The organism is Serratia sp. AKBS12 (genome assembly GCF_024793895.1).
Lineage (GTDB): Bacteria > Pseudomonadota > Gammaproteobacteria > Enterobacterales > Enterobacteriaceae > Serratia_F.
Window position 1 is genome coordinate 1,720,406 of the sequence record NZ_JANUSB010000015.1, and the last position, 25,848, is coordinate 1,746,253.

The following is a 25,848-nucleotide window of genomic DNA, read 5'->3' on the forward strand; positions in this document are numbered from 1 at the left end:
CATATCTCAGGCAATTTTCGCCACTCGCTTGATATCCAGCAACTCGAGTTTGCCATCAATCTGACCGACGAACTGCTTGAAGTGCGCAGTGGCATTGTGTTTTTCCAGTGCATCGGCGCTAGCCCAGCGTTCAAAGAAGACAAAGGTGCCCGGCTTGTCCAGATCCCGGTGCAGATCGTACTGCAAATTACCCTGTTCCTGGCGGCTGGCCTCGACGATCTGATGCACCGCATCATTTACTGCATCAATAAATTCACTCTTCGCTTGCAGGGTAGCGATCACACGAACTTCCATTTCAATCTCCCATTGTTACTTAATAACTTGATAGCCAACCACACCGTTGGCAAAAACAGTTGGAACATCATTACTATGCGCCTGTTAGCCGATTGTTTTCAACTTGCGATGAACAAACAGATGCATCGCAGCCGCTTTCCGCTTATCCTTACACCCCGGCGTGAATAACATCCTCATTATTCGCTTTTACCTGACGTATTTCTGACCGCCGGAGTTTTGCAACATGACCGCACACCCTCAAGCCCTGAAAATTCGCCGCCCTGACGACTGGCATATCCACCTGCGTGACGATGACATGCTGAAAACGGTTCTGCCCTATACCAGTCAGGTATTTGGCCGGGCGATTGTGATGCCGAATCTGGCGCCGCCGATTACCACAATTGCAGCTGCGCAACACTACCGCGAACGTATTTTGGCAGCCGTACCGCAGGGCCATAACTTCACCCCATTGATGACCTGTTACCTGACCGATTCACTGAACGCCTCGGTACTGGTCGATGGGTTTGCCCAAGGCGTGTTCACCGCCGCCAAGCTGTATCCGGCCAATGCCACCACCAACTCCAACCATGGCGTCAGCGATGTGAAAGGCATCTACCCGCTGCTGGAGCAAATGCAGAAGATTGGTATGCCGCTGTTGATTCACGGCGAAGTGACCGATGCTGGCGTCGATATTTTTGACCGTGAAGCACGCTTCATTGACAGCGTCATGGAACCGATTCGCCACAACTTCCCGGAACTGAAAATTGTTTTCGAGCATATCACTACCAAAGAAGCCGCTCAGTACGTGCAAGAAGGCAATCGTTTCCTTGGTGCGACCATTACCCCGCAACACCTGATGTTCAACCGTAACCATATGCTGGTAGGTGGCATTCGCCCCCATCTGTTCTGCCTGCCAATTCTAAAGCGCAACATTCACCAGGAAGCGCTGCGCAATGCCGTAGCCAGCGGTTCGGATCGCTTCTTCTTGGGCACCGATTCCGCGCCACATGCCAAGCATCGTAAAGAGTCGAGCTGCGGCTGTGCCGGCGTGTTCAACGCCCCAAGCGCCATGCCGGCCTATGCCACGGTGTTTGAGCAACTTGGCGCGCTACAGCACCTGGAAGCCTTCTGTTCACTGAACGGCCCGCGCTTCTATGGTTTGCCGGTCAACGAAGATTTTATCGAACTACAGCGTGTGACAATAACCCAGCCGGAAGAGATTGCATTAGGCAACGAATCCATCGTGCCATTCCTCGCCGGGGAAAGCATTAACTGGTCAGTCACTGCCTGCTGATTTTTTTATCATGCCCTCTTGCTCCCGCAGGATATTGACTGTATAAATACACAGTAAATGACTTCGGGGGCAATGATGCGTGTTGAAGTAACCATAGATAAAACCAGACCGCTGCCGCCAGGGGCGATTGAAGCCTTGAGCGGTGAATTGGGCAAACGGCTAAACCGACAGTTCCCGGACGCAGTGGTACAGGTGAGATATGCCGGCGCCAACGGGCTCTCCGTGCTCGGTGGCGTCAAAACGGACAAGGATCTGATCGCCGAAATTCTACAGGAAACCTGGGAAAGCGCGGACGATTGGTTCACCGCAGAATAACACTGCAATGCTGTTTTTGCCGGGGGTCGCTCTCCGGCTTTTTTGTCTCTGCGCCACGCCACAAATCCCGCCAGTCGGCTGGAATAAACCTGATATCTGAACTGTAATTAAACATGGTATCTGGTGACGTTTAACAGGAGTGTGTTGCATGGCCCCGGACAAAGAAAAACCCGAAGAAGCGATGACCTTCGGCGAACTGTTGGCATTGATAGCCGATCAAAAACGCCGTTTGAGCGCGCTGGAAGTGGCATTCTCCTATCTGGCGTTTGGTCTGGACACCAAAGCCAACCAGCTGTTGATTCATAGTTTAAAACTCGAATCACAAAATCAGAATCGAGATAGCGAAACGCAAAAGCACTTCGCCCACCTGGCAGCCGAACTGGAAAAACACGTCCAGCCGCCGACCACCCTACCGCCAGAAGAAGCTCCCTGAGCTCTGCGTCAGCTGGCATTGCAGTCAAATCGCGCTACGCCGCCCACCGCACTTTCGCTTTTTTTTGCGCAAACGAGCATTTTTTTACAAAAAAACGCAGGAAAAGCCACACCCTACAGATGGGATGCGTATACTGTAAATGCTCCTCATGATGATGAGCCGCATCGATCCTCGTTAGTTACTCATGCTAGTTACTACTCAATAAGGGGTCTTTATGGACAGAAATGATGAAGTAATTCAGACGCACCCGCTTGTTGGTTGGGATATCAGTACTGTCGACGTCTATGACGCCATGATGATACGCCTTCATTACCTGTCTTCACTAGACCAAACGCCCGAAGAAGCCCAAGTAGACAGAACGCTTTGGCTGACCACCGATGTCGCCCGACAACTTATTAACATTCTAGAGGCCGGCATCGCCAAAATCGAATCGACGGATTACCAGGACATTGATCGTAAAAAACACTAATGCATTCACCACTCTCATCTAAAGCGCCGGTGCACACGCCCGGCGCTTTTTCTTTGGCTGTTGCCGCAACAACGGATGCATTGATAAGAGCAACCTTTTATTATGAAGCGATAAGCAACGCGCAACAGAGAGGAAGGGTGACGTGGAATATGACTTGATCGTGGTGGGCAGTGGTTCGGTAGGCGCCGCCGCGGGGTATTACGCAACGCAGGCCGGATTAAAGGTATTGATGATCGACAGTGCCATTCCGCCACACAGCAACGGTAGCCATCACGGCGATACGCGGATTATTCGCCACGCCTATGGCGAGGGTGAAAAGTATGTACCGTTGGTGCTGCGCGCACAGGCGTTGTGGAACGGACTGGCCCTGACCAGCGGTGAACAGCTGTTCCATGCCTGCGGCGTGCTGAATATCGGCCCGCACGATGCCGAATTTATCACCAACGCGCGCCACAGCGCCCACGCTTTCCGCCTCAATAGCCAATTGCTGACCGCCGATGAGATCCAGCAACGCTGGCCGGAATTCAGCGTACCGCAAAACTACGTGGCGGTGTTTGAACCCGATGCCGGTTTCCTGCGCGCCGAACTGGCGATAGCTCAATATATCAAACTCGCCAAGGACGCTGGCTGCAGCCAGCTGTTTAACTGTGCGGTGACATCGGTTGCGGCCATTGATGGCGGGGTTGAAGTTACCACGCCGGAAGGCCGTTTCCAGGCGCGCAAGGCCGTGGTTGCAGCGGGCACCTGGGTGAAGAAATTGCTACCGCAGCTACCGGTGACGCCATTGCGTAAAGTCTTTTCCTGGCATCAGGCAGATGGCCGTTATAGTGAAACCAACCGCTTCCCGGCGTTTACGGTGGAAGCGCAAGATGGCTGTCATTATTATGGTTTCCCGGCGGATAACGACGGTTTGAAAGTCGGCAAACATGAGGGAGGCCAGCCGATCGACGATCCCGCCCAGCGCACGCCTTTTGGCAGTATTGCCAGCGACGGCAGTGAAGTATTCAACTTCCTGCGCCAGCATTTAGCGGGCGTAGGCGTCTGTCTGCATGGCAAAGCCTGCACCTACGACATGAGCCCCGATGAAGACTTCATTATCGATACCGTGCCCGATTGCGCGAATATGATGGTTATTAGCGGGTTGAGTGGCCATGGTTTCAAGTTTGCCAGCGTGTTGGGCGAAATTGCCGCATTGTACGCCCAGGATAAAACCATTCCGTTCGACATATCGCCGTTTGCGCTGCGCCGTTTCAATCACCACTGATTTGGTTTATCGTCGCCTGCGCCCCCCTGGCGCAGGCTGATCCCGCTCTCGTTCGTCGGCCCCTGCGACCCGCTATACGTTCTGCGGTTGCTTTGCCACGGAAAAAGCTTGCACTGTAGTCCGGATTTCCGAGTTGTAGAGCGCTGGCATTCCCCCTATTTTACAGATGTAATGCCCGATGTTTTGCTTTATCACAAGGATGTCACCATGAAACTACTTGTCGTGGACGAATGCGGCTACACCTGCCTGGGGATTGCCGGCTATTTTACCCCCAATGCTTTCAGCAGTATAAAATGCGCTAGCGGCCTGGCATCTGCCCTCCCGCTGCTGGCCAGCTTCAAACCCACCCACATCTTGCTGAACCTGACCAACGACTGTCGGCATAACCTGGTTGACGCCCAGCTACAGCGCTTTATCGATGACAGTCATTACGCCACGCTGTTCATTTACCTGGATACCCCCTATCCCTACAGCGATAACCCAATACGTATCGCCGATAACGCGTTTCTGTTCAGCAAGTCGATCTTGTCCACGGCCTTACGCACCTTGCGTGACGAGCCGGTTATACCGCAGGAAAATCGGACGCATTCATTGTTCAGCCCGCAAGAACTGATCGTCATGCGATTCTGGATGGCTGAAATGCCAAACTACCGTATCGCGCGCAAACTGCAGATCAGCTCACACACCGTTTATGTGCATAAACGCCATATCACTGAAAAGATCCACGTTCGCAACCGACTGGAGTTCTATTCGTTATATAATGTGCTGCGCTATTTTTACCCACCGGCCGCACCGCTCCATGGCGCCTATCTCACGCAGTTGGCAGTGTAGGACTATTTTCTCACTCGGGTGGCGTAGCCTGCTGCTGGCGTTGTTCCCGGCCATCGCCGAGGATCACCGCCAGCCGATGTCCGCCATCGCTGGCTTCCAGCGCTATGCGCGCAATGATAGTCAGCGGAACCGACAGCAGCATACCGACAGGCCCCATCAGCCAGCCCCAGAATATCAGCGACAAGAACACAACCAGCGTCGAGAGTCCCAGCCCGCGCCCCATCACGCGTGGCTCAAGCATATTGCCAACCACCATATTGACCAGTACAAATCCGCCAGCCACCGCCACTGCATCGCCCACACCATTAAATAACAACGCCTGGATCAACGGCGGAATAGCGGCGATCACCGAACCAATGTTGGGAATATAGTTTAATAAAAATGCCAGCAGGCCCCAGATAAAGGCGAAACGCACCTCCAGTAACGCCAGGAATATCCAGACGATCACCCCTGTAGCCAGGCTGATAACCGTTTTAATCACCAGATAATGGGTGACGCCTTGCACCGCACGCTGAATATTGGCAATGCCCTCAAGCGGTTTATCCAGCGCCTGCTGCAGTTTGTAAGGTAGCAGCGGCACTTCAAACAGCATAAACACCACGGTCATCAACAACAGAAAGATATTGCTCATCGCGCCGGAAAAGTGACTCAGCAAGCGCGTCACCAGATTCATCGCGGCCGCGGGATCGATATAATGTGCAATGGCCTCAAGGGAAATGGTGATATTGAAACGGTCGGCATAATACTGCAGCTGACGCATTTTCTCCGCCATCATGCCGCGATATTGTGGCAACGAGCGGGCAAATTCATTGAGTGAAGCTCCCAGCATACCGATAAACAGCACCAGTACCACCACCACCGCTGCCACCAATAGCGCGACGCCCAGAGCGCGTGGAATATGCCAACGCTCAAGCAGCACCACCAGCGGGTTAAGCACGATAGCAAAAAAAACCGCCAGTAAGAACGGTACGACAATGTCGGAAGCGGCTTTGACGCCAGCCAGGATCACCACAATCATTGCCAGCAATAACGCCAGGCGCAGCGTGCGATCGGTCAAGATAGTTCTTCCCATTATGATTTCCTTGGTATCCCTGAAGACAGATGACCAAACCGGCCTTTTGACGCCCCGTATTTTTAGCAAAAACCGTGAGCAAAAACCGTACCTGGACAACAGATTTACACAGCGCCAATACTGATGAATTATGGTATCAAAAGTGGCTGGCGTTTTTCTCTACCGCACGATGGCACCTGAAAACGGTCGTTTTTACTCAATTATGTCGATTATCTTTACGTAAGCTTACAAAAACCACGACGGCCAGATTAAATCTATATAATTCAATAAACAACCATAAAATCTGGCGCCAACCCCCAATACTGTTAAACGATATCTTTGACCAACTAAGCCAGATTAAAACAAATTATTTGATTGAGATAAATAAGAAGTAACATAGATAAATTAATTATTGATTTTATGTTTTTGAATGTTTAATTATTGCAACCGGTCATAAGGAAAGTAAGGAAGTCCGATGCTCTGGAAAAACACCGCAGACCGCTTTGGTCATATTTCGATTTTGCTTCATTGGCTGGTCGCGCTGACCGTGTATGGCATGTTTGCTCTCGGACTATGGATGGTCACCCTGGGCTATTATGACGCCTGGTATCACCAGGCACCGGAAATTCACAAAAGTATCGGCGTGATACTATTTTGCGTGATGGTGGTGCGGGTGATTTGGCGCTTCATATCGCCTCCTCCCAAGCCGCTGGCCAGCTACGGCCGTTTCACCCGCATCAGCGCAATATTGGCGCACCTGGCGCTGTATGTGGTCCTGTTTAGCATTCTGATCAGCGGCTACCTGATATCTACCGCAGACGGACAGCCAGTTAGCGTATTCGGCTGGTTCGACGTTCCAGCGACGGCAACCGGTATGGCCAATCAGGCCGACACCGCCGGTACTGTTCATCTTTATCTGGCCTGGGCCGTGGTCGTACTGTCAGTGCTACACGCTCTGGCCGCGCTTAAACATCACTTTGTTGATGGTGATGTCACTTTGAAACGGATGCTGGGTCGCAGCACCGATTAACCTCATGGATTTATGGAGATTGTTATGTTGAAAAAGACCGTATTGGGCCTGACCGCCGGCGCACTGTTGCTGAGCGCCGGCTCCGCCCTGGCCGCCGACTATAAGATTGACAAGCAGGGGCAGCATGCCTTTATTGAATTCCGCATTCAGCACCTGGGTTATAGCTGGCTGTACGGCAGCTTCAAAGACTTCGACGGTGGCTTCACCTTCGACGAGAACGATCCTTCCAAGGACAAAGTGAACGTCACCATCAATACCGCCAGCGTTGATACCAATCACGCCGAACGTGACAAACACCTGCGCAGCGCCGAGTTCCTTAACGTCGAGAAAAACAAACAGGCCACGTTTGTCTCCACCGACGTGAAGAAAAACGGTGACGGCTATGCGGTGGTGGGCAACCTGACACTGAACGGCGTGACCAAGCCAGTGACGCTGGACGCCAAACTGTTGGGCCAGGGCAAGGACCCATGGGGTGGTTACCGCGCCGGTTTTGAAGCCAACGGCAAGATCAAGCTGAAAGACTTCGGCATTACCACCGATCTTGGCCCGGCGTCGCAGGATGTCGAGCTGATCATCTCGGTAGAAGGCGTACGCGAGAAATAATCAAAAGGGGCGGTCATCGCTGCCGCCCCTTTATCCCTGCTGCCTTACCGGCGTTACTTCTCTTTCGGTGCCGGAATATGCATGGTCGTCTGCAACAAGCCTTTTGATTTATTAAAGATTTTGATGCCGTTTTCACGACCGGCGCGGCGTGCGCGCTGCTCTTCGCGCGGCAGTTTAAGCTCTTCGCGGCAAATCTCACTGCAACAGCCTTCAAACTTGGTCGCACAGCTCGGGCACTGAATAAACAGCAAATGACAGCCGTCATTCTTGCAGTTGGTGTGAGTATCACACGGCTCGCCGCACTGGTGGCAGTGGGCAATCACGTCATCAGAAATGCGCTCGCCCATACGCTCGTCGAACACAAAATTCTTGCCGATAAACTTCAACGGCAGACCCTGTTCTTTTGCCCGTCGCGCGTATTCGATAATGCCGCCTTCCACGTGATAAACGTTCTTGAAGCCATTGTGGCGCATATAGGCGCTGGCTTTTTCACAGCGAATACCGCCGGTGCAGTACATGACGATCTTTTTGTCTTTATTGTCCTGCAACATGTCGACGGCCATCGGCAACTGATCGCGGAAGGTGTCGGAAGGCACTTCAATGGCGTTTTCGAAATGACCAACTTCGTATTCGTAGTGATTGCGCATATCGACGAACAGGGTATCCGGATCGTCGATCATTTCGTTGACCCGATCGGCCTTCAGGTATTCACCGACGTCAGCCGGATTGAAGCTGGCGTCATCAATGCCGTCGGCCACGATGCGATCGCGCACCTTCAGGCGCAATACCCAGAACGATTTACCGTCATCTTCCAGCGCAATGTTCAGACGCACCTGATCCAACGCCGGATGGCTGGCAAATAACGAGGCTTTGAAAGCCTCAAAGTTGCTCTGTGGCACGCTGATTTGCGCATTGATGCCCTCTTTCGCCACATAAATACGGCCGAAGACCTTCAGTTTTTCGAACTGAAGATACAGGCTGTCGCGAAATGCCTTGGGATCGTCGAGCGTGAAGTATTTATAAAAAGAAACTGTGGTGCGCGGCTCGGTTTCGGCCAGCATGCGCGCCTTCAGTTCCTCATTAGAAATTCGGTTATGTAACACTGGCATGGTGTACGTTCCTGTCTTTCGGAGGTGACTGATTAACATGCGCGCCGGCCTACCACCCGCGCGCGGCGCACATGATACCCGAAAACAGCACGTAACACAGCATTAACGGCGTGGTGCCGCCCCAAGCCAAAAACTTGACGAATATCACAAATCCGGATATGCCTGTGATTAGCACGCGATTCATTAATAACGCACCACGAGGATATTATGAGCCAGCTATTCCAACCGATTACCCTCGGCAAACTGACCTTGCCCAACCGCATCATCATCGCACCGATGTGCCAATATTCCGCCGAGCATGGCTGCGCCAGTGAATGGCATACCATGCACCTGGGGCATTTGGCGATGTCCGGCGCTGGACTGCTGATTGTTGAAGCAACCGCAGTGGCGGAGGAAGGGCGAATCTCACCGGACGATCTGGGCCTATGGGACGATAAAACCGAACAGGCACTGGCGAGGGTGATACAGGCGGTGAAAAAACACGCCACTCTGCCGCTGGGCATCCAGCTTGGTCACGCCGGACGCAAAGCATCCTGCGCGGTGCCCTGGGCCGGCGGCGCGCAAATCAGCCAGTCCAGCGGTGGCTGGCAAACCATCGCGCCTTCCGAAGTGCCATTCCACCCTCATGACGAAGCGCCGCAAGCCATGAGCCTGGAGCGTATCGCAACGCTTAAACGGCAGTTTGTTGAAGCCGCAAAACGTGCCGACCGGTTGGGTTTCGAGCTGATTGAACTGCACGGCGCGCATGGTTACCTGCTGCATCAGTTTTTATCGCCGCTGGCTAATCAGCGCACTGACCAGTATGGCGGCTCATTGCAAAACCGCATGCGCCTGCTGCTGGAGATTTTCAGTGAAGTGCGCGCAGTATTCGCGGCCAATAAAGCCGTCGGCGTACGCATTTCTGCCAGTGACTGGGTGGATGGCGGCTGGGATGAACAACAGTCGGTGATCTTGGCCAAAGAACTGAAGGAACTGGGATGCGATTATATTCACGTTTCCAGCGGTGGTTTATCACCGCAGCAGAAAATCCCGGTCGGGCCAGGCTATCAGGTGCCGCTCGCAACAACCATCAAACGCGAAGTCGGCATGCCAACCATCGCCGTCGGCCTGATTACCGAACCGGAACAGGCAGAGACCATTATCGCCAGCGGACAGGCCGATATGGTGGCATTGGCGCGTGGCATACTTTATAACCCTCGTTGGCCATGGCATGCGGCAGCCAGGCTGGGCGAGCGTGTCAGTGCGCCGCCACAGTACTGGCGTAGTGAACCACATGTGATCAAAGGGCTGTTCAAAAACGATTAATCACCAGGGTGGGCGCCGTTCAGCGCCCACCTTGACGCTCGGTAAATGCGGAGATCGCCACGCCCGCCAATAGCACCACGCCAGCCACCGCCAGCAGCGGGTTCCATTGCCAATGGGCGGCCAGGCTGCCCAACAGTACGCCCGCCATCAACAACCCCGCGCTTAACCATGAAAACAACATAATTAACTCCTGAATATTTATGCTGCTATGATACTGGCAGTGAATGTTTCATCGCAGCCCTTTTTATGGCAACACAATCTGCAACTGGCTATTGATCCGTTAAGATCGTAGCTGGGCAAATGATGATTTAATGCGGTCGGTTTTCCAGTTCTGCCGAAAAACTGTCACAATATAGCGCTATAACCGGCAGAAAATGAAATGCGTGCCACAGGTCCCTTGGGCGAATGAACATGCTAATTATCTGTTTTTACTATTAAATGACTGCTTCTAAGCTGAGAACACATGACGCAAGTTCCCTCTTTTAATCGATCTTTATTGCATCCTCGTTACTGGCTGACCTGGTTTGGCATTGGCCTGTTATACCTGCTGGTTTTGCTGCCTTACCCGGTAATTTATCAGTTGGGCACCTCTTTGGGCCGCTTCTCCATGCGCTTTTTAAAACGTCGGGTAGAAATCGCCGATCGCAATCTGACGTTATGTTTCCCCGACATGCCGCAAGCGGAACGCGAAGCTTTAGTGGTGAAAAATTTTGAGTCGGTGGGTATGGGGCTGTTTGAAACCGGTATGGCCTGGTTCTGGCCAAACTGGCGTATTGAACGCTGGTTTACCGTAAGTGGGCTGGAGCATATACAGAAAGCGCGCGATAACCAGCAAGGGGTGTTGCTGATCGGATTGCATTTTCTGACGCTGGAATTGGGCGCGCGTATCTTTGGCATTCATAATCCGGGTATTGGCGTTTATCGCCCACATGACAATAAACTAATGGATTGGCTACAGACCTGGGGCCGCATGCGCTCCAACAAATCCATGCTGGATCGTAAAGACGTCAAGGGCATGATCCGCGCGCTGAAACAGGGCGATATCATCTGGTACGCACCAGATCATGACTACGGCCCGCGCAGCAGCGTGTTCGCTCCGCTGTTTGCCGTCGACAAGGCCGCTACCACCACCGGCAGCTACGTGTTGGTGCGCATGGGCAAACCGGCGATCATACCGTTTACTCCACGCCGCCTGCCGGATGGCAAAGGCTATGAGCTGATCATGCAACCGGCGGTGGAAAACTTCCCGTTGGACAACGAACTGGACGCCGCGGCCTTTATGAACAAGGTGGTCGAAAAAGAGATCCTGATGGCGCCGGATCAATATATGTGGCTGCATCGCCGCTTCAAAACCCGCCCGGAAGGCGAACCGTCGCTGTATTGATCGCAAACCCGCCGCTGGCGGGTTTTTTTATCACAACCTCTTGATCGTCCGTAATAACGGTGTGATGTTATTTGCCTACTTTCGCGTTTTCGGAGCCATTATGTTCATTGTCAGCCTGACCTACCACCGCCCTATCGAAGAGGTCGACAGCCTGCTCGACGGGCATATCATCTGGTTGAAAAAATACTTTGCGCAAGGTGATTTCATCGCCGCAGGCCGCAAGACCCCCCGCACCGGCGGCGTGATTCTGGTCAAGAACATGGAACGTAGCCAGTTGGAGCACATTCTCGCGCAAGACCCTTTCACCGCAGTGGCGGACTATGATGTTACCGAAATGGCGGTCACCACTACCGGCAGCGGCTTTGACGCGCTGAACGGCCTATAGCCGTTCCCTGCCGTAGGATCTGCGCGGCACGTCATCCCGGTCGCGCATTTTAAAACTTCTTTTCATTTCCTGCATTATTGCCATCGCTGATTTGCCGCCCACGTTTTTACAGCGCATACTTACCACGCTAACTTTCTGCTTTGCCAATGCATCACGGCAAAACCTGACACCTTCTTTAGCGGTATTGTATGGCTCCTGCATCTGCACCCATAAACTGGAAACGCAATCTGTTCGTCACCTGGCTCGGCTGCTTTCTGACTGGCGCCGCGTTCAGTCTGATCATGCCGTTCCTGCCGCTATATGTGGAAACCCTCGGCGTCACAGGCCACCAGGCGTTGAATATGTGGTCAGGGCTGGTATTCAGTATCACCTTTTTGTTTTCTGCCATTGCCTCGCCGTTTTGGGGCGACCTGGCCGATCGCCGCGGGCGCAAACTGATGCTGCTGCGATCGGCGCTGGGTATGGCCATCGTGATGGTCCTGATGGGTATGGCGCAGAACATCTGGCAATTCTTGGCGTTGCGCGCGCTGTTGGGCCTGTTGGGAGGATTCATCCCTAACGCCAATGCGCTGATCGCCACCCAGGTGCCTCGTAACCGCAGCGGTTGGGCGCTGGGCACCCTATCGACCGGCGGCGTCAGCGGCGCACTGCTCGGGCCGCTGATCGGCGGTTTGCTGGCAGACAGCTACGGATTACGACCGGTGTTTTACATTACCGCAGCGGTGCTGTTGGTGTGCTTTATCCTGACGCTGTTTTTCGTTAAAGAGCGGTTCACGCCGGTGTTAAAGAAAGACATGCTACATGCACGGCAAGTTTTTTCCTCACTCAAAAACCCCAGGTTGATTCTGGCGCTGTTCGTTACCACGATGATTATTCAGGTCGCCAGCGGATCGATAGCACCGATCCTCACGCTGTATGTGCGCGATCTGGCCGGGGATATTCCTAATCTGGCATTTGTCAGCGGTTTGATCGCTTCCGTCCCGGGCGTTGCCGCGCTGCTCAGCGCGCCAAGGCTGGGCAAGCTGGGCGACAGAATCGGCCCGGAGCGCATTTTGGTCTGCATGCTGATATTTTCGGTATTGCTGCTGATCCCGATGGCGCTGGTACAGACGCCGTGGCAACTCGGCGTGTTGCGCTTTTTGCTTGGCGCCGCGGACGGTGCTCTACTGCCTGCAGTACAAACCCTGCTGATCTATAACTGCACCAATCAGGTCGCCGGCAGGATTTTCAGTTATAACCAATCCTTCCGTGACGTCGGCAACGTCACCGGTCCATTGCTCGGCGCGGCAGTTTCCGCCAGTTACGGCTTTAGGGCGGTATTCTGCGTAACGGCCGCCGTGGTGTTGTTCAATGCGATTTACTCGTGGTGGTGTCTACAGCGCCGCCGCCCGCAGCGCCTTGAGGGTGACAGCTCCCAGCAAGAACCTTAACGTTGATTATCACCACCGATGGCGTTTTTTCCGCCATGAGCGCCATTTTCCTATCTTTATTCCGCCCCGACCTGCGGCGTCACGCGAGCCACAGAGCATGACCATAAAAAACATAACCAATTGTTTTATATTTAATTAAATAAAAAAATGCTCATATTCGGCTGTCAATAGCATTTCTCCTCAAGCCAACATAAAAACCAAAAAACTAGACGTTTGTCGACTTTTCATCTTATAAATGTCAGACAAGGGCTAGACAAAACCAGCATCAGGTTATCAAATGGTTAAATAATATCACGCCAATGCGCAGCATTTGGCCAAGTGAAGAAATGACCGCCTTGCTTTCCATAGTTATCAGGCACTGCGGCTGGAGTTTTGTCGAGTAATCCGCTTCATGCAGATTACTTTCCTTAAAACACATATATCACAAGTATAAGCCGTGTCACCGCGGCACATTTCATTGGGAATAGTTATGCAATCCTCTAACAATACTGAAAGCCGCACCTTTTTCGGCCATCCCTATCCGCTCGGTTCGCTGTTCTTCACCGAAATGTGGGAGCGCTTCTCGTTCTATGGTATTCGACCGTTACTGATTCTGTTTATGGCTGCCACGGTCTATGACGGCGGTATGGGTCTGGCACGCGAAAACGCGTCGGCGATCGTCGGCATTTTTGCCGGCAGCATGTATCTGGCGGCGCTGCCCGGCGGTTGGCTGGCGGACAACTGGCTCGGTCAGCAAAAGGCGGTGTGGTACGGTTCGATCCTGATCGCCCTTGGTCACCTGTCGATCGCCCTGTCGGCGATCATGGGCAACAATCTGTTCTTTATCGGCCTGATGTTCATCGTACTGGGTTCCGGCCTGTTCAAGACCTGCATTTCGGTGATGGTCGGTACGCTGTACAAAAAAGGCGATGCACGCCGCGACGGCGGTTTTTCGCTGTTCTACATGGGCATCAATATGGGCTCATTTATTGCGCCGTTGATTTCCGGCTGGCTGATTCGCTCCCACGGTTGGCATTGGGGCTTTGGCATCGGCGGTATCGGCATGCTGGTGGCCTTGGTTATCTTCCGTACCTTCGCGGTACCGGCCATGAAACGCTATGACAGCGAAGTAGGCCTGGACTCGACCTGGAACAGCCCGGTTGCGAAGAAAAAAGGCGTTGGCGCCTGGCTGGCGGTGATTGCCGTTGCCGTTGCCGCCATCGTTGCGCTGATTGCCTACGGCATCGTGGTGGTGAACCCGGTAGCCGTAGCCAGCGCGCTGGTTTACGTTATCGCCGCCTCGGTAACGCTGTATTTTGTCTATCTATTCATGTTCGCCGGCCTGAACCGCAAAGAACGCGCTCGGCTGCTGGTTTGCTTTATCCTGTTGATTTCGGCGGCCTTCTTCTGGTCGGCGTTTGAACAGAAGCCAACCTCGTTCAACCTGTTCGCCAACGATTACACCAATCGCACCATCGGCAACTTTGAAATCCCGGCGGTCTGGTTCCAGTCTATCAACGCCCTGTTTATCATCCTGCTGGCACCGCTGTTCAGCTGGCTGTGGCCGGCGCTGGCTCGCAACAAGGTACGCCTGAGCAGTATTACCAAATTCGTGATCGGCATTCTGTTTGCCGCCGCAGGCTTCGGCCTGATGATGATGGCCGCACAGCACGTGCTGAACAACGACGGTGCCGGCGTTTCACCGCTGTGGCTGGTGGGCAGCATTCTGATGCTGACGCTCGGTGAGCTGTGTCTGAGCCCGATAGGCCTGGCGACCATGACATTGCTGGCGCCGGAAAGAATGCGCGGCCAGATGATGGGTCTGTGGTTCTGTGCCAGCGCCCTGGGCAACCTGGCCGCCGGCCTGATCGGCGGTCACGTGAAGGCTGACCAGCTGGAAATGCTGCCGAACCTGTTCGCCCGTTGCTCCATCGCCCTGCTGATTTGCGCAGCGGTACTGATTCTGTTGATCGTCCCTATTCGCCGTATGCTGGAAAATACCCAAGGCAAAAAACCGCAGACCTTGGCGACCGACAACTGATCGCCAATACATTTCACTGCCAGCCGACGCCCCGCGCGTCGGCTTTTTTATTCCTGCCATGGCCGTTGTTGCAGCACTACGCGATAACCATCAAAATCCTCAAAGGTGACGCCATTGACTTGCCAGTAGGGATTGTACGCGACGACCTGACGAAAGCCGGCGGCCAACATCTGCTGACAGCGCTCGCGCCACAGCGTCTCGTCAGGCAGATAGAACACCAGCAAATTGTCCTGCGTCGGCGCTCGCCCCACCCGTACGCCGTGATGATGGGTAAACTCAAGGTGATAGGCATGCTGCGGATGGCCGACCATAATACCGTCAAACCCCTGATGATCGAAAAACTCACCCAGCCGGCGAAACCCCAGTCCCTGGCAATACAGATCGGCGATAGCCTCAAGCTGGTCGGTTGGCCGCGCAATGCGCAGCACGGCATGATGTGTGGTCATATTACTCTCCCATGTCACTCGGTGTCGGCAAACCTGACGCGGTCAGCCATCGCCAGCTAACATAGCCGTGATCCCCTGTCTGCCTCCTGCCAAGAAATGCGCTTCAGCACTGGCATGAAAATGGACTGCATGGCATGCTGCCAGATATCCTCCAGCCACCAGACCGGGCGTAGTAATGCTTTATCACCATGATTACCTACCGGAAAATCAAGCCATTGTGCCCTTCGCCAAGGACTACCAGCACGGTGACGTCGAACCCGATCACCACCATAACTGCGCACAGTTAATCCACTGCCTGAGCGGCGTGGTGCAGATCAATACCCGTCTCGGCAGTTGGGTGGTGCCTCCTGGCCGTGGAGTATGGCTGCCGGCGCGGGTTGAACACAACCTGCGCTTTACCGGCAAGGTGGCGGTCAGAACGCTGTTTGTCGATCCGTTGGCGCGCGCCGATCTGCCCGCCCAGTGTCAGGTAGTACAGATCTCGCCGCTGCTGCGCGAACTGATCGTCAGCGCATTGGACATTCCCGCCAACTATGCGTCCGGCGGACGCGAAGAACGCATTATGGAGTTGATTCTGGATGAGCTGCGCATGCTGCCCATTTTACCGCTGCATCTACCCGAGCCCGACGATCGGGCCTTGCTGACGCTGTGTCAGTATATTCAGCGCACGCTGGCGCAACCTTGGACATTGGAACAGGCAGCAGGACATCTCAACGTCAGCGCCCGCACTTTGGCACGTCGTTTTCAACGTGAAACCGGCCTGCGTTACGGCGATTGGCTGCGCCGCGCACGCCTGTTGACCGCACTCAACGCGTTGGCCAGCGGGCGCTCGGTACTGTCGGTAGCGCTGGATCTTGGCTACGACAGCCCGAGTGCCTTCAGCGCAATGTTCCGTCGCCAACTGGGTGTCGCGCCCAGCGTTTATTTCAGCCAGCCGCAGCCGGTGGTGGCGCCAGATAGCGACCCGCCACGTTGAACAGCGCCTGTAACGACGCGCTGGCAGAATCGGCATCAATACCGACACCATAAGCCATATCGCTGCCTGGCGCAGTACAGCGAATGTAGGCCACCGCCCGGCTGTGGCTTTGATGCCCCAACGTGTGCTCATGATAATCGGCAATCGCCAGCTGAATGCCAAACCGCTGGCGTAGCGCATCGACGGCACTGGACAACAGGCCATTGCCTACACCGGCAAGCGGCTGTGGTTCACCGTCGACCATCACGCTGGCCTGGAAGCTGTAGGCGTGGTCGCCACGACTTTCGGTCTGATAGCTCACCAGCTGCAACCGCGGTTGTTCCACCAGGCCATACTGATTGCGGAACAGTCGCCACAGCTCGGCGCTGGTCATTTCCTTGCCGTGGCCATCCGTTTGCTGCTGCACCACCTGGCTAAAATCAATCTGCAGCCCGCGCGGCAACGCCAAGCCGTGATTCTGTTCCAGCAGCCATGCGGCGCCGCTTTTACCCGACTGACTGTTGACCCGGATCACCGCTTCGTAACTGCAACCAACGTCGGCCGGATCGAGCGGCAGGTAAGGCACCTGCCAGCGTCCATCTTGCCGTTCGGCCTGGGCGGCGAAGCCTTTTTTGATGGCGTCCTGATGGGAGCCGGAAAAGGCGGTAAACACCAGTTCACCGGCATAGGGATGCCGCGGATGTACCGGCAGTTGATTGCACTGCTCTACCACTTCCACTACCTGTTGCAGACGGCTGAAGTCCAACCCCGGTGCGATACCCTGGGTATACAGATTCAGCGCCAGCGTCACCAGATCGACATTACCGGTACGTTCGCCGTTGCCAAACAGACAACCTTCGACGCGATCGGCTCCCGCCAGCATCGCCAGCTCCGCGCAGGCTACGCCGGTACCGCGATCGTTATGCGGATGCACGCTGATGGTCACCCGCTCCCGCTGGCTGAAATGACGACAGAACCATTCGATCTGATCGGCATAGACATTCGGCGTACTGACTTCCACCGTCGCCGGCAGATTGACGATCATCGGCCGTTGCTCGCTCGGCTGCCACACCTCGGCCACCGCTTCGCAAATCTCCAGGGCAAACGGCAATTCGGTAAAACAAAAGGTTTCCGGCGAATATTCAAACGTCCAGTCGGTCTCCGGCTGCCGCTCGCAAAGCTGCCGAATACGCCGAGCACCATTGACCGCCAGCGCGATGGTGGCAGCCTTGTCTTGCCGGAATACGATGTCGCGGAACAGCGGCGCAGTAGCGTTATACAGGTGTACAATCGCTCGAGGCACGCCGCGCAGCGCCTCAAAGGTGCGATCGATCAGATCGTCGCGCGACTGGGTCAGTACCTGAATGGTTACGTCATCCGGGATCTGCCGTTCGTCGATCAAGTAACGAACAAAATCAAAGTCGGTTTGCGACGCCGAGGGAAAGGCTACCTCGATTTCGCTAAAGCCGCATTGCAGCAACAGCTGATAAAACATCTGTTTGCGCTCCCTGTCCATCGGCTCCGCCAACGCCTGATTGCCGTCGCGCAAATCACTGGAACACCAGCGCGGCGCTCGCTGCTGCGTGCGCGCCGGCCACTGGCGATCCGGCAGTGCGACCGGTGGAAAGGGATGATATTTGGTTTGTGGATTAGGCAACATCATGGGCTCCTGAGCGTTGATCGATGATGTGTCATTATTCTTCGCCGCTGGCGCCGTTTCGCCGGCTTAAGCGACAACCTTCGTCGCAAAATGGACAATAAAAAAATTTGCATCCTGCGTGACTGCGACAACAATTACTTTTGACGTTTGTCACGACGCTTCAGCAGTCCTGAAGTTTGCTCATTAACCGCACTGTTACCGGAGACGATCATGAGCCTATATGCCACTTTGGAAGAAGCAATTGATGCAGCGCGCGAAGAGTTTATTGAGTCCGCCGAAGGCGGTAATGATGAAGAACCGCCTGTGCCACAACAGTTCAATCTGCAAAAATACGTGATGCTGGACGGTGATATCATGTGGCAGGCTGAATTTTTTGAAGAAGAAGGCGAGTCGGTTGAATGCCTGACGTTGCGCAGCGGCGCGGCGGCTCAGGCGATATTCGACGGCGATTATGACGACGTGGAAATTAATGAAGAATGGCTGGGTGAAAATACCCTGTATGAATGGGAAGAAGGCGATTTTCAACTGGATCCGCCGCTCGATACCGAAGAGGGCGAAACGGCCGCCGATGAGTGGGATGAGCGTTAATCTCCTCGGGCGGGTCAGGCCACGGCCCGCCCAACGGCCAGCAGCAATGCGCTGCTGCCCAACACTTATTGAAGGAATCGATGATGCTTATCCGCCAGGCGCGTGCCAGCGACTACCCCGCCATTTTGACGCTGCAACGGCTAAATACGCCGGAAAATCTCAGCAGCGCCCAGCAGCAGCAAGGTTTTATCGTCTCAACGATGGATGAGGCGCAGTTGGCCAGCCTCAACCACGACCTCGGCATATTGGTGGCGGAACACGACGGCCAACTGGCCGGCTTTGTCTGCCTGTCCCAGCCGGCCGCACAGCCACGCCCGCCGGTGGTCGACGCGCTGGTCGAGACCCTGACCAGCCTGACGTTCGGCGGACGGCCAGTGGCCGAGCAGCGGATATTTTTATACGGCCCGGTGTGTCTGGCGGCGCAATGGCGAGGAAAAGGCGTGTTAAAACAGCTGTTCGCGGCGGTAAAAGCCCATACTCGCGAAAAATTTGATCTCGGCGTGCTGTTTATTGACCAGCGCAACCCGCATTCGTTGGCTGCGCACGTTGACGGCTTGGGGATGCACGCACTGACTACGTTTGACTGCCAGGGGAAACGTTATTGGCTATTGGCGTTCGCCACCAATGGTTGAGCGATTATTCATACGGTCCGTGTCGCATATCAAACGGCAGCATAAAGGTGTCCACCACCATCGACAACGGCACGTCAATCACCGTTAGATAACGCCACGGCGTATCGCGCAAATCCCACTGCACGCCCGGATAATATTGATTGCCGTGCCCTGCCCCCGGCACCGTCCGGCTGATGATGCTGCCGCAGCCGGACAAGGTGACCACCCCGAGCGTCAGCAATGCCAAACGGAGATAAAAACCTATCTTCACCCAATACACCTATCTGCATGGTTGTTCGGTATAAACAACCCCCCGCGCAATTTTAACATAGTTCTTGCCAAGCCCAGGTTCAGCATTGCGTAAGTAGCAACGAAAAAGGGATGCGCCATGCGCATCCCTTGCTACCGAACGTTCAGCGGTTAACGCTGAGCGCGTGGGTGTGCCAGAGCGTTGTATGGCAGTTGCTGATAGTACTCACGCCAGCTTTCGCCCTCCGGCCGTAACCAGACGCGCTGGTGCAGCCGCGACAGCGCGACCGGGTCGCTCAACAGTTCCAGGCGTTTCGGCTTGGCCAGGGCGGCGGGGCCGACCTGCAACGCTTCGTTGACCCGTTCTTCACGCACCCGTTCGATGGCGGCGCGCAGATGATGGCGGGCGGTAGCCATGGCCGTAGCCAGCGCATTGAAGGATGGATTGACCACCGCATGCAGGAAACCGTCACGCAACGCGCGGTCGCGGTTCAACTGCAGGTATTCTTCCGTGGCCACCAGCTCGCGTGGCGGCGAGTACTCTTCCGGGATCAGGAACAGTTTCGCACGTTTGCTCTTCAGGCCCAGCGTCGCCCGGCTGGACAGCACCGACACGAACGGCGACAGGATCAACGAGAAGACAATCGGTGCCAGCCACCACAGGAAGCGCAGATCCAGCCAGGCCATACCGCCAGCCCATACCAGCCCCAGCAGCATCTGCGAACCGTGGCGCTTGAACGCCTCGCCCCATGGCGTATCGTCGTCATCACGCTGTGGCGAGTTCCACACCACTTCCCAACCGAGGAAGGCACTGACCACGAACACCGTATGGAACAGCATGCGCACCGGCGCCAGCAGCACCGAGAACAGCATCTCCATCAGCATCGAGATCAGCAGGCGGAACGCGCCACCGTATTCTTTGGCACCCTTGGCCCAGATCAGCACGATGCTGAGCAGCTTCGGCAGGAACAACAGCACCAGCGTGGTGGAGAACAACGCTATTGCCAGTTCGGGACGCCACTGTGGCCATACCGGGAACAATTGCCGTGGCTGCAGGAAGTACTGCGGTTCCATCAGCGTATGCACCACCTGAAGCGCGGTGGATAACGCCAGGAACATAAACCACAGCGGTGCCGACAGGTAAGACATGACGCCGGTCAGGAACACCGCACGGTGTACCGGGTGCATGCCCTTGACCAGGAACAGGCGGAAGTTCATCAGGTTGCCATGGCACCAACGGCGGTCACGCTTCAATTCATCCAGCAGGTTGGGCGGTAGCTCTTCGTAACTGCCCGGCAGATCGTAGGCAATCCACACTCCCCAACCGGCACGGCGCATCAGCGCAGCTTCGACGAAGTCGTGTGACAGAATAGACCCGGCGAACGAGCCTTCTCCTGGCAACGGTGCCAGTGCGCAGTGCTCGATGAACGGTTTCACGCGGATGATGGCGTTGTGCCCCCAGTAGTGGGATTCGCCCAATTGCCAGAAGTGCAGGCCGGCGGTAAACAGCGGGCCGTAAACCCGGGTGGCAAACTGCTGCACGCGAGCATACAGCGTATCCATGCCCGACGCTTTTGGCGCAGACTGGATGATACCGGCGTTAGGATTGGCTTCCATCAGGCGAACCAGACCGGTCAGACACTCACCGCTCATGACGCTGTCCGCGTCAAGGATCACCATGTAGCTGTATTCACCGCCCCAACGACGACAGAAGTCATCAATATTACCGCTTTTGCGTTTAACGCGACGGCGGCGGCGGCGATAGAAGATACGGCCATGGCCATCGACATCGCGGCACAGTTCCATCCAGGCCTTCTGTTCCGCCATGCAAATATCAGGATCGTAGCTATCGCTCAGCACATAAATATCAAAGTGTTCCAGTTGACCGGTGGCTGCTACCGATTCATAGGTGGCACGCAGGCCGGCGAAGACACGCTCAACATCTTCGTTGCAGATCGGCATGATCAACGCGGTGCGATGTTGCGGATTGATCGGTTCATCGCCCTTGATGGTGGAGGATATACTGTATTTATCCTTGCCAATCAGCAATTGCAAAAAGCCCATCAGCGCGGTCCAGAATCCGGCCGACACCCAGCAGAACAGGATGGCAAACAGGATCAGGATGCCGGTTTGCAGCACATACGGCAGCAGTTGCAACACCGACTGCATCAGATCCTGATCCAGCATGGCGATAGGATCGATCAGCGCCCAGCCCTGATACGGCAAAATGGTTTTCATGTACCAGGTGGCAATACCGGTCTGTACCAGCATCAGGACCAGCAACACATAGCGACGCATCGAACCGACGGTACGCCAGCGGTTTTCCGCGTCGGCATCTTCCTTGCTGGCATGTCGGTTATGCGGCGCACGCCCCAGCAGCGAATCCCAAAAACGGGCGACCGGGTTGGTGCGCCAGGCTTCAGGAAACATGCTGGTGCGCTTGATCGGCGGCGTGGCTTGCAAAATGGTGCGCCCTTCGGCATCCGTATCGAAGCTGTCGTCGCCGACCGCATCCGGCCAGGCGGACTGGATACGGCTTTTGACTGACGCCAGCGCCACATCGTCATCCGATAGCGCGCCGACATTGGCATCGGCAGCGCCCATCTGACGGTGCAGCGTAACCAGCGCCGGCTCATCACCGGCGTCAAGTTGTTGGTTGAGCGCCCCTGACAGCGCATCGGTCAGGGGCATTGCCGCAAGATAATCCTGGGCAGATTGAGTCGTCTTATTCATTGGCAGGCAGCTGATTGCTCCAGGTTTCCGACAGGGTCTTATCACCATTGACCAGCGCGGCACGCATTTCTACCGGCTTCTTGTCGTCTTTCACTTTAAGGCGCAACGTTAAACGCCAGCCTTTGGTGACTGGATTATAGCGTACATTGTTTTCCACCAGCTCGCCGTTGTCGCCGACGCTGACTTGCGAAGCAACCGGCGTATTGGCATCAAGACCAGCCAGCACAGGGCCAACAAAGTCCACCAGGAACGCCACGCTGCCGTCCGGTTCACGAATCAGGTTAGACTGCTTCACGTCGCCGGTAGAGCGCATGGTCTGACTCACGTAGGCAATATCCTGCGAATGCAGCTTGTCTTCGTCGCGAGTGAAATGCAGACGGTAATTCAGCGCCAGCGGCGTTTTCGCATCCGGCAGCACGTCTGGAGTCCAGAATGCCACAATGTTGTCGTTGGTTTCGTCCGCCGTCGGGATTTCCACCAGCTCGACCTTACCCTTGCCCCAATCGCCGCGTGGTTCTACCCAGGCGCTTGGACGCTGGTCGTAGCGATCGTCCAGATCTTCATAATCCTTGAAGTTGCGGCCGCGTTGCAGCAGACCGAAGCCTTTTGGATGTTCGATGGTGTAGGTGCTGACCGAAAGATGTTTCGGGTTGTTCAGCGGACGCCAGATCCATTCGCCGTTGCCGGCATGAATCGACAGGCCGTTGGAGTCATGCAGCGCCGGACGGTAGTTCAACGTTGGCGACGGCTGGTTCGGGCCAAACAGGAACATGCTGGTTAATGGTGCAATGCCCAGTTTGCCCACTTTGTCGCGCAAGAACACTTTGGACTGTACGTCGACCACGGAGTCTCGGCCCGGGTAAACCACAAAGCGATAGGCACCGGTGGCACGCGGCGAATCCAGCAGCGCATAGATGACCAAATGCTTGTCGCCGGCTTTAGGGCGCTCAATCCAGTATTCGCGGAAACGCGGGAATTCCTCACCGGATGGCAAGGCGGTGTCGATCGCCAGGCCGCGTGCGGAAAGTCCGTAGACCTGGCCCTTGCCGACCACGCGGAAGTAGCTGGCGCCCAGCATGCTCATGATTTCATCGTTTTTGTCTGCGCTGTTGATCGGATACAGCACTTTGAAACCGGCAAAGCCCAGGTTTTTCACCGATTCAGGATCGTGCTTGACCGAACCGAAGTTGAAATAATCTGCGCTGTATTTGATTTGCTTGACGGTATTGGCGGTGACTTCGTTGATCTTCACCGGCGTGTCGAAGTACATCCCTTGATGATAAAACTCAAGCTTGAAAGGGGTTTTCAGCTTGTTCCAATAGGCTTTATCGTGATTGAACTGGATTTGCTGGTAATCCGCGAACTTCATGTCACGGAATTGAGAAGGAAGGTTGCTCTTCGGGGCTTCAAACCCCTTACCCGCCAGTTGCTGCGCCTGCTTGGCCACATCATCGATGGAAAAGGCCCATGCCTGCGCGGAAAACAGCGTGAACAATACGGTCGTAGCACCTAACCAACGGACGCTCTTGGCGCGTGGTTGCCTGGATAAATTATTAACTAGCACATCCCCCCCTATTCGTGTGCTCAAATCATTTAAAATCCATATTAATGGATTATTCAGCTTTCCGACAACATGAGAAATGAATGGTTCATGTTTATGGCTCAGAGTTTAGGCAGCTGAAGAATCCCCAGCGTACCAAGCCCGGCAGCAAGACGCTATGGAAAATTATGAATCGGTATAGTAGGGTTTGGGCTGCGATTTAACTCATGCTGACTTAATAAGCAGGTTAATGACGGTTCAATAAAAATTATCAGCGGTAATCTATGACAAACGGCAGCAACCAACGCGAGTTTTTTCTTGATTCAATCCGAGCGTATTTAATGTTGCTCGGCGTGCCTTTTCATCTTTCTCTGATTTACTCCAGCCACGGTTGGGCAGTCAACAGCGCCAGCCCGTCGTTCTCACTGACGGTGCTGAACGACGTGATCCACGCCTTTCGCATGCAGGTGTTCTTTATCATTTCCGGCTACTTTTCCTTTATGCTGTACCAGCGCTATGAACGCCGCCGCTGGCTGAAGGTACGGTTGGAACGCGTGGTCATTCCACTACTGAGCTCGATACCATTAATAACCATTCCACAGTTCTTTATGCTGAAATACTTCACGGATAAATTAAACGGCTGGAATGAGTTTTCTCTTTACGAAAAAATAAATGTAACAATTTGGGAGTTGGTTTCACATCTGTGGTTTTTATTAACCCTGGCGTTGTTAACCTGCGTTTGCTTTTATCTGTTTCGTCGAATTAAAGCGATCGCCACGCCCATTGCGCCGTACCCCATCAATCGCATGACTAATTTAGGAAAGATCTTACTTTACTTCCTGCTTTATGCGCTGCTCTATTCGACGGCACACCGGATTATTTTAACCTTCGCGCCGCAGATCCTGCCCAACGCGGTGTTTAACTTCGTAGTGATGGAAACCCTGTTCTATCTGCCGTTCTTCGTCCTTGGTGCCTACGCCTTCAAGTACGCATGGCTTAAAGACCTATTCCTCAAGCCATCGCCGTGGGCAGTGCTGGGGTCACTGCTGTTGTTCATCGCCTATATGCTGAACCAGAAACTGCTGGCGCACAGCGACTTTATGTTTGAAATTGAAATCATCATCAAGGCGCTATTAGGTATCCTGATGACCAACGTGGTGTTTTCATTTGGCCATGCGCTACTGAACCAGCATTCGCCGCGCATTACTTATCTGGTCAATGCCTCACTGTTCATCTATTTGGTGCACCACCCACTGACGCTGGTATATGGCGCTTTTATCACGCCCTGTATTGGCAATAATCTGCTGGGCTTCGCCCTGGGGCTGGCGTTTGTCTTTGGCCTGGCCTTTACATTATATGAAGCGCACAAACGCGTGCCGTTACTGCGCTTTCTATTTTCCGGTAAACCACAATAGACGTGTCGTACAAGATAAGGGGAAGCGTGCTTCCCCTTACCTTTCGCCAATCGGTGAACGACGCCAGCCATAACAGGCGATCTACAGTTTACTCCTGCCGCTGTTTGGTCTGATAACCCCCGTTATTGCCTACTACGTCATTACTCGCCTGCATCTTACCTTTCTGCTTGAACGACCGCCTGTCTCGTGGCCACAGCGCAAGGTCAAAACACCGTAATGGATTAACCAGGGGCGGTCTCCCGCCCCTGGCTTCCCTGCCGCAAAATTCCACAAACCCGATATAATCTATTTTCGCTTCCAATATTATTCAGGCCGACAAAGCACGCATTGCACATCCCAATGTGTGTAACTGCGGCAAAGTTATCCTGGAGCATATGGCAGCGAGTTGTTATAACTGCTTTGCATAAGTGGAAATCCACATCCCTGCCTTACGGTAGCGATTGGGCTCAATGAAC

At 54.5% G+C, this 25,848-nt stretch carries 26 protein-coding genes; 17 read left to right on the forward strand and 9 right to left on the reverse strand.

Annotation, left to right across the window (positions count from 1 at the left end; translation table 11 throughout):
• Positions 1-6: 6 nt before the first annotated feature.
• On the reverse strand, positions 7-294 hold the full coding sequence (locus tag NYE85_RS17960; RefSeq protein WP_259006071.1) for a putative quinol monooxygenase: 288 nt from the start codon (positions 292-294) through the stop codon (positions 7-9).
• Positions 295-517: 223 nt separating this feature from the next.
• On the opposite strand from NYE85_RS17960, the gene pyrC reads away from it, so the two are divergent.
• The 6 genes from pyrC (at position 518) to NYE85_RS17990 (ending at position 4,879) form a co-directional block, all read left to right on the forward strand.
• A complete protein-coding gene (pyrC, locus tag NYE85_RS17965; protein ID WP_259006072.1) occupies positions 518-1,567 on the forward strand; it encodes a dihydroorotase in 1,050 nt (349 codons plus the stop codon).
• Positions 1,568-1,642: 75 nt separating this feature from the next.
• Positions 1,643-1,882 carry a DNA damage-inducible protein I gene (dinI, locus tag NYE85_RS17970; protein WP_039992209.1) on the forward strand — a complete coding sequence of 80 codons (240 nt, stop codon included), beginning with the start codon at positions 1,643-1,645 and terminating at the stop codon, positions 1,880-1,882.
• Positions 1,883-2,030: 148 nt separating this feature from the next.
• Positions 2,031-2,315, forward strand: coding sequence for a hypothetical protein (locus NYE85_RS17975; protein ID WP_259006073.1), 285 nt, complete (start codon positions 2,031-2,033; stop codon positions 2,313-2,315).
• A gap of 214 nt (positions 2,316-2,529) precedes the next feature.
• Entirely contained in the window at positions 2,530-2,784 is a 255-nt protein-coding gene (gene bssS, locus NYE85_RS17980) for a biofilm formation regulator BssS (RefSeq protein WP_259006074.1), read from the forward strand.
• A 142-nt stretch (positions 2,785-2,926) separates the two neighbouring features.
• Entirely contained in the window at positions 2,927-4,048 is a 1,122-nt protein-coding gene (gene solA / locus NYE85_RS17985) for an N-methyl-L-tryptophan oxidase (RefSeq protein WP_259006075.1), read from the forward strand.
• Positions 4,049-4,255: 207 nt separating this feature from the next.
• Positions 4,256-4,879, forward strand: coding sequence for a LuxR C-terminal-related transcriptional regulator (locus tag NYE85_RS17990; RefSeq protein ID WP_259006076.1), 624 nt, complete (start codon positions 4,256-4,258; stop codon positions 4,877-4,879).
• Between the two features lie 10 nt (positions 4,880-4,889).
• Here the strand turns inward: NYE85_RS17990 and NYE85_RS17995 are convergent, their stop codons facing one another.
• The gene (locus NYE85_RS17995; protein WP_259006077.1) at positions 4,890-5,951 is read right to left on the reverse strand and encodes an AI-2E family transporter; all 1,062 of its coding nucleotides are present in this window, start codon (positions 5,949-5,951) and stop codon (positions 4,890-4,892) included.
• 454 nt (positions 5,952-6,405) lie between these two features.
• Here NYE85_RS17995 and NYE85_RS18000 point away from each other — a divergent pair, with 454 nt between their 5' ends.
• Together NYE85_RS18000 and NYE85_RS18005 are read left to right on the forward strand one after the other, a co-directional pair.
• Positions 6,406-6,960, forward strand: a complete 555-nt coding sequence (locus NYE85_RS18000; RefSeq protein WP_259006078.1) for a cytochrome b — start codon at positions 6,406-6,408, stop codon at positions 6,958-6,960.
• Positions 6,961-6,984: 24 nt separating this feature from the next.
• On the forward strand, positions 6,985-7,563 hold the full coding sequence (locus NYE85_RS18005; RefSeq protein WP_259006079.1) for a YceI family protein: 579 nt from the start codon (positions 6,985-6,987) through the stop codon (positions 7,561-7,563).
• A 53-nt stretch (positions 7,564-7,616) separates the two neighbouring features.
• Here NYE85_RS18005 and NYE85_RS18010 read toward each other — a convergent pair whose 3' ends face one another.
• A complete protein-coding gene (locus tag NYE85_RS18010; protein ID WP_259006080.1) occupies positions 7,617-8,672 on the reverse strand; it encodes a rhodanese-related sulfurtransferase in 1,056 nt (351 codons plus the stop codon).
• Positions 8,673-8,879: 207 nt separating this feature from the next.
• Between NYE85_RS18010 and NYE85_RS18015 the strand changes: the two genes are divergently transcribed.
• A complete protein-coding gene (locus NYE85_RS18015) occupies positions 8,880-9,977 on the forward strand; it encodes an NADH:flavin oxidoreductase/NADH oxidase (protein WP_259006081.1) in 1,098 nt (365 codons plus the stop codon).
• Between the two features lie 19 nt (positions 9,978-9,996).
• On the opposite strand, the gene NYE85_RS18020 is transcribed toward NYE85_RS18015, so the two are convergent.
• Entirely contained in the window at positions 9,997-10,158 is a 162-nt protein-coding gene (locus NYE85_RS18020; protein WP_259006082.1) for a histidine kinase, read from the reverse strand.
• A gap of 282 nt (positions 10,159-10,440) precedes the next feature.
• Between NYE85_RS18020 and NYE85_RS18025 the strand changes: the two genes are divergently transcribed.
• From NYE85_RS18025 to NYE85_RS18040, 4 genes are all read left to right on the forward strand, one after another.
• Positions 10,441-11,361 (forward strand): Kdo(2)-lipid IV(A) acyltransferase, encoded by a 921-nt coding sequence (locus NYE85_RS18025; protein WP_259006083.1) that lies wholly within the window; start codon positions 10,441-10,443, stop codon positions 11,359-11,361.
• Between the two features lie 100 nt (positions 11,362-11,461).
• Positions 11,462-11,746 (forward strand): YciI family protein, encoded by a 285-nt coding sequence (locus NYE85_RS18030; protein WP_259006084.1) that lies wholly within the window; start codon positions 11,462-11,464, stop codon positions 11,744-11,746.
• A 188-nt stretch (positions 11,747-11,934) separates the two neighbouring features.
• Complete coding sequence (gene mdtG, locus NYE85_RS18035) at positions 11,935-13,176, forward strand: multidrug efflux MFS transporter MdtG (RefSeq protein WP_259006085.1); 1,242 nt, start codon at positions 11,935-11,937, stop codon at positions 13,174-13,176.
• Between the two features lie 469 nt (positions 13,177-13,645).
• Entirely contained in the window at positions 13,646-15,196 is a 1,551-nt protein-coding gene (locus NYE85_RS18040; protein ID WP_259006086.1) for a peptide MFS transporter, read from the forward strand.
• A gap of 47 nt (positions 15,197-15,243) precedes the next feature.
• Here NYE85_RS18040 and NYE85_RS18045 read toward each other — a convergent pair whose 3' ends face one another.
• Positions 15,244-15,642, reverse strand: a complete 399-nt coding sequence (locus NYE85_RS18045) for a VOC family protein (RefSeq protein ID WP_259006087.1) — start codon at positions 15,640-15,642, stop codon at positions 15,244-15,246.
• Positions 15,643-15,817: 175 nt separating this feature from the next.
• Here NYE85_RS18045 and NYE85_RS18050 point away from each other — a divergent pair, with 175 nt between their 5' ends.
• Positions 15,818-16,618 (forward strand): helix-turn-helix transcriptional regulator, encoded by an 801-nt coding sequence (locus NYE85_RS18050; protein ID WP_259006088.1) that lies wholly within the window; start codon positions 15,818-15,820, stop codon positions 16,616-16,618.
• Here NYE85_RS18050 and leuA read toward each other — a convergent pair.
• Complete coding sequence (gene leuA, locus NYE85_RS18055) at positions 16,569-18,257, reverse strand: 2-isopropylmalate synthase (RefSeq protein ID WP_259006367.1); 1,689 nt, start codon at positions 18,255-18,257, stop codon at positions 16,569-16,571. The two genes, NYE85_RS18050 and leuA, sit on opposite strands and share 50 nt — an antisense overlap.
• A 210-nt stretch (positions 18,258-18,467) precedes the next feature.
• On the opposite strand from leuA, the gene NYE85_RS18060 reads away from it, so the two are divergent.
• Together NYE85_RS18060 and NYE85_RS18065 are read left to right on the forward strand one after the other, a co-directional pair.
• Positions 18,468-18,845: a MysB family protein gene (locus NYE85_RS18060; protein WP_259006089.1), complete on the forward strand. Its 378-nt coding sequence runs from the start codon at positions 18,468-18,470 to the stop codon at positions 18,843-18,845.
• Between the two features lie 83 nt (positions 18,846-18,928).
• Complete coding sequence (locus tag NYE85_RS18065; protein ID WP_259006368.1) at positions 18,929-19,477, forward strand: GNAT family N-acetyltransferase; 549 nt, start codon at positions 18,929-18,931, stop codon at positions 19,475-19,477.
• Positions 19,478-19,481: 4 nt separating this feature from the next.
• On the opposite strand, the gene NYE85_RS18070 is transcribed toward NYE85_RS18065, so the two are convergent.
• From NYE85_RS18070 to NYE85_RS18080, 3 genes are all read right to left on the reverse strand, one after another.
• Complete coding sequence (locus tag NYE85_RS18070; protein ID WP_259006090.1) at positions 19,482-19,727, reverse strand: YceK/YidQ family lipoprotein; 246 nt, start codon at positions 19,725-19,727, stop codon at positions 19,482-19,484.
• 149 nt (positions 19,728-19,876) lie between these two features.
• Positions 19,877-22,438, reverse strand: a complete 2,562-nt coding sequence (gene mdoH, locus NYE85_RS18075; RefSeq protein ID WP_259006091.1) for a glucans biosynthesis glucosyltransferase MdoH — start codon at positions 22,436-22,438, stop codon at positions 19,877-19,879.
• Positions 22,431-24,002: a glucan biosynthesis protein G gene (locus NYE85_RS18080; RefSeq protein ID WP_259006092.1), complete on the reverse strand. Its 1,572-nt coding sequence runs from the start codon at positions 24,000-24,002 to the stop codon at positions 22,431-22,433. Before NYE85_RS18080 ends, mdoH begins: the two co-directional genes overlap by 8 nt.
• A 260-nt stretch (positions 24,003-24,262) precedes the next feature.
• Between NYE85_RS18080 and mdoC the strand changes: the two genes are divergently transcribed.
• Positions 24,263-25,393, forward strand: coding sequence for a glucans biosynthesis protein MdoC (gene mdoC, locus NYE85_RS18085; RefSeq protein WP_259006093.1), 1,131 nt, complete (start codon positions 24,263-24,265; stop codon positions 25,391-25,393).
• Positions 25,394-25,848: the final 455 nt, after the last annotated feature.

Coding starts and splice junctions, on each gene's coding strand:
- NYE85_RS18015 (WP_259006081.1), top strand. CDS start 8,880: ATGAGCCAGCTATTCCAACCGATTACCCTCGGCAAACTGACCTTGCCC.
- NYE85_RS18045 (WP_259006087.1), bottom strand. CDS start 15,642: ATGACCACACATCATGCCGTGCTGCGCATTGCGCGGCCAACCGACCAG.
- NYE85_RS17990 (WP_259006076.1), top strand. CDS start 4,256: ATGAAACTACTTGTCGTGGACGAATGCGGCTACACCTGCCTGGGGATT.
- NYE85_RS18065 (WP_259006368.1), top strand. CDS start 18,929: ATGCTTATCCGCCAGGCGCGTGCCAGCGACTACCCCGCCATTTTGACG.
- NYE85_RS18025 (WP_259006083.1), top strand. CDS start 10,441: ATGACGCAAGTTCCCTCTTTTAATCGATCTTTATTGCATCCTCGTTAC.
- NYE85_RS18050 (WP_259006088.1), top strand. CDS start 15,818: ATGCTTTATCACCATGATTACCTACCGGAAAATCAAGCCATTGTGCCC.
- mdoH (WP_259006091.1), bottom strand. CDS start 22,438: ATGAATAAGACGACTCAATCTGCCCAGGATTATCTTGCGGCAATGCCC.
- NYE85_RS18030 (WP_259006084.1), top strand. CDS start 11,462: ATGTTCATTGTCAGCCTGACCTACCACCGCCCTATCGAAGAGGTCGAC.
- dinI (WP_039992209.1), top strand. CDS start 1,643: ATGCGTGTTGAAGTAACCATAGATAAAACCAGACCGCTGCCGCCAGGG.
- bssS (WP_259006074.1), top strand. CDS start 2,530: ATGGACAGAAATGATGAAGTAATTCAGACGCACCCGCTTGTTGGTTGG.
- NYE85_RS18005 (WP_259006079.1), top strand. CDS start 6,985: ATGTTGAAAAAGACCGTATTGGGCCTGACCGCCGGCGCACTGTTGCTG.
- NYE85_RS18010 (WP_259006080.1), bottom strand. CDS start 8,672: ATGCCAGTGTTACATAACCGAATTTCTAATGAGGAACTGAAGGCGCGC.
- NYE85_RS18060 (WP_259006089.1), top strand. CDS start 18,468: ATGAGCCTATATGCCACTTTGGAAGAAGCAATTGATGCAGCGCGCGAA.
- NYE85_RS18000 (WP_259006078.1), top strand. CDS start 6,406: ATGCTCTGGAAAAACACCGCAGACCGCTTTGGTCATATTTCGATTTTG.
- pyrC (WP_259006072.1), top strand. CDS start 518: ATGACCGCACACCCTCAAGCCCTGAAAATTCGCCGCCCTGACGACTGG.
- NYE85_RS18020 (WP_259006082.1), bottom strand. CDS start 10,158: ATGTTGTTTTCATGGTTAAGCGCGGGGTTGTTGATGGCGGGCGTACTG.
- NYE85_RS17960 (WP_259006071.1), bottom strand. CDS start 294: ATGGAAGTTCGTGTGATCGCTACCCTGCAAGCGAAGAGTGAATTTATT.
- mdtG (WP_259006085.1), top strand. CDS start 11,935: ATGGCTCCTGCATCTGCACCCATAAACTGGAAACGCAATCTGTTCGTC.
- NYE85_RS17975 (WP_259006073.1), top strand. CDS start 2,031: ATGGCCCCGGACAAAGAAAAACCCGAAGAAGCGATGACCTTCGGCGAA.
- mdoC (WP_259006093.1), top strand. CDS start 24,263: ATGACAAACGGCAGCAACCAACGCGAGTTTTTTCTTGATTCAATCCGA.
- NYE85_RS17995 (WP_259006077.1), bottom strand. CDS start 5,951: ATGGGAAGAACTATCTTGACCGATCGCACGCTGCGCCTGGCGTTATTG.
- leuA (WP_259006367.1), bottom strand. CDS start 18,257: ATGTTGCCTAATCCACAAACCAAATATCATCCCTTTCCACCGGTCGCA.
- NYE85_RS18040 (WP_259006086.1), top strand. CDS start 13,646: ATGCAATCCTCTAACAATACTGAAAGCCGCACCTTTTTCGGCCATCCC.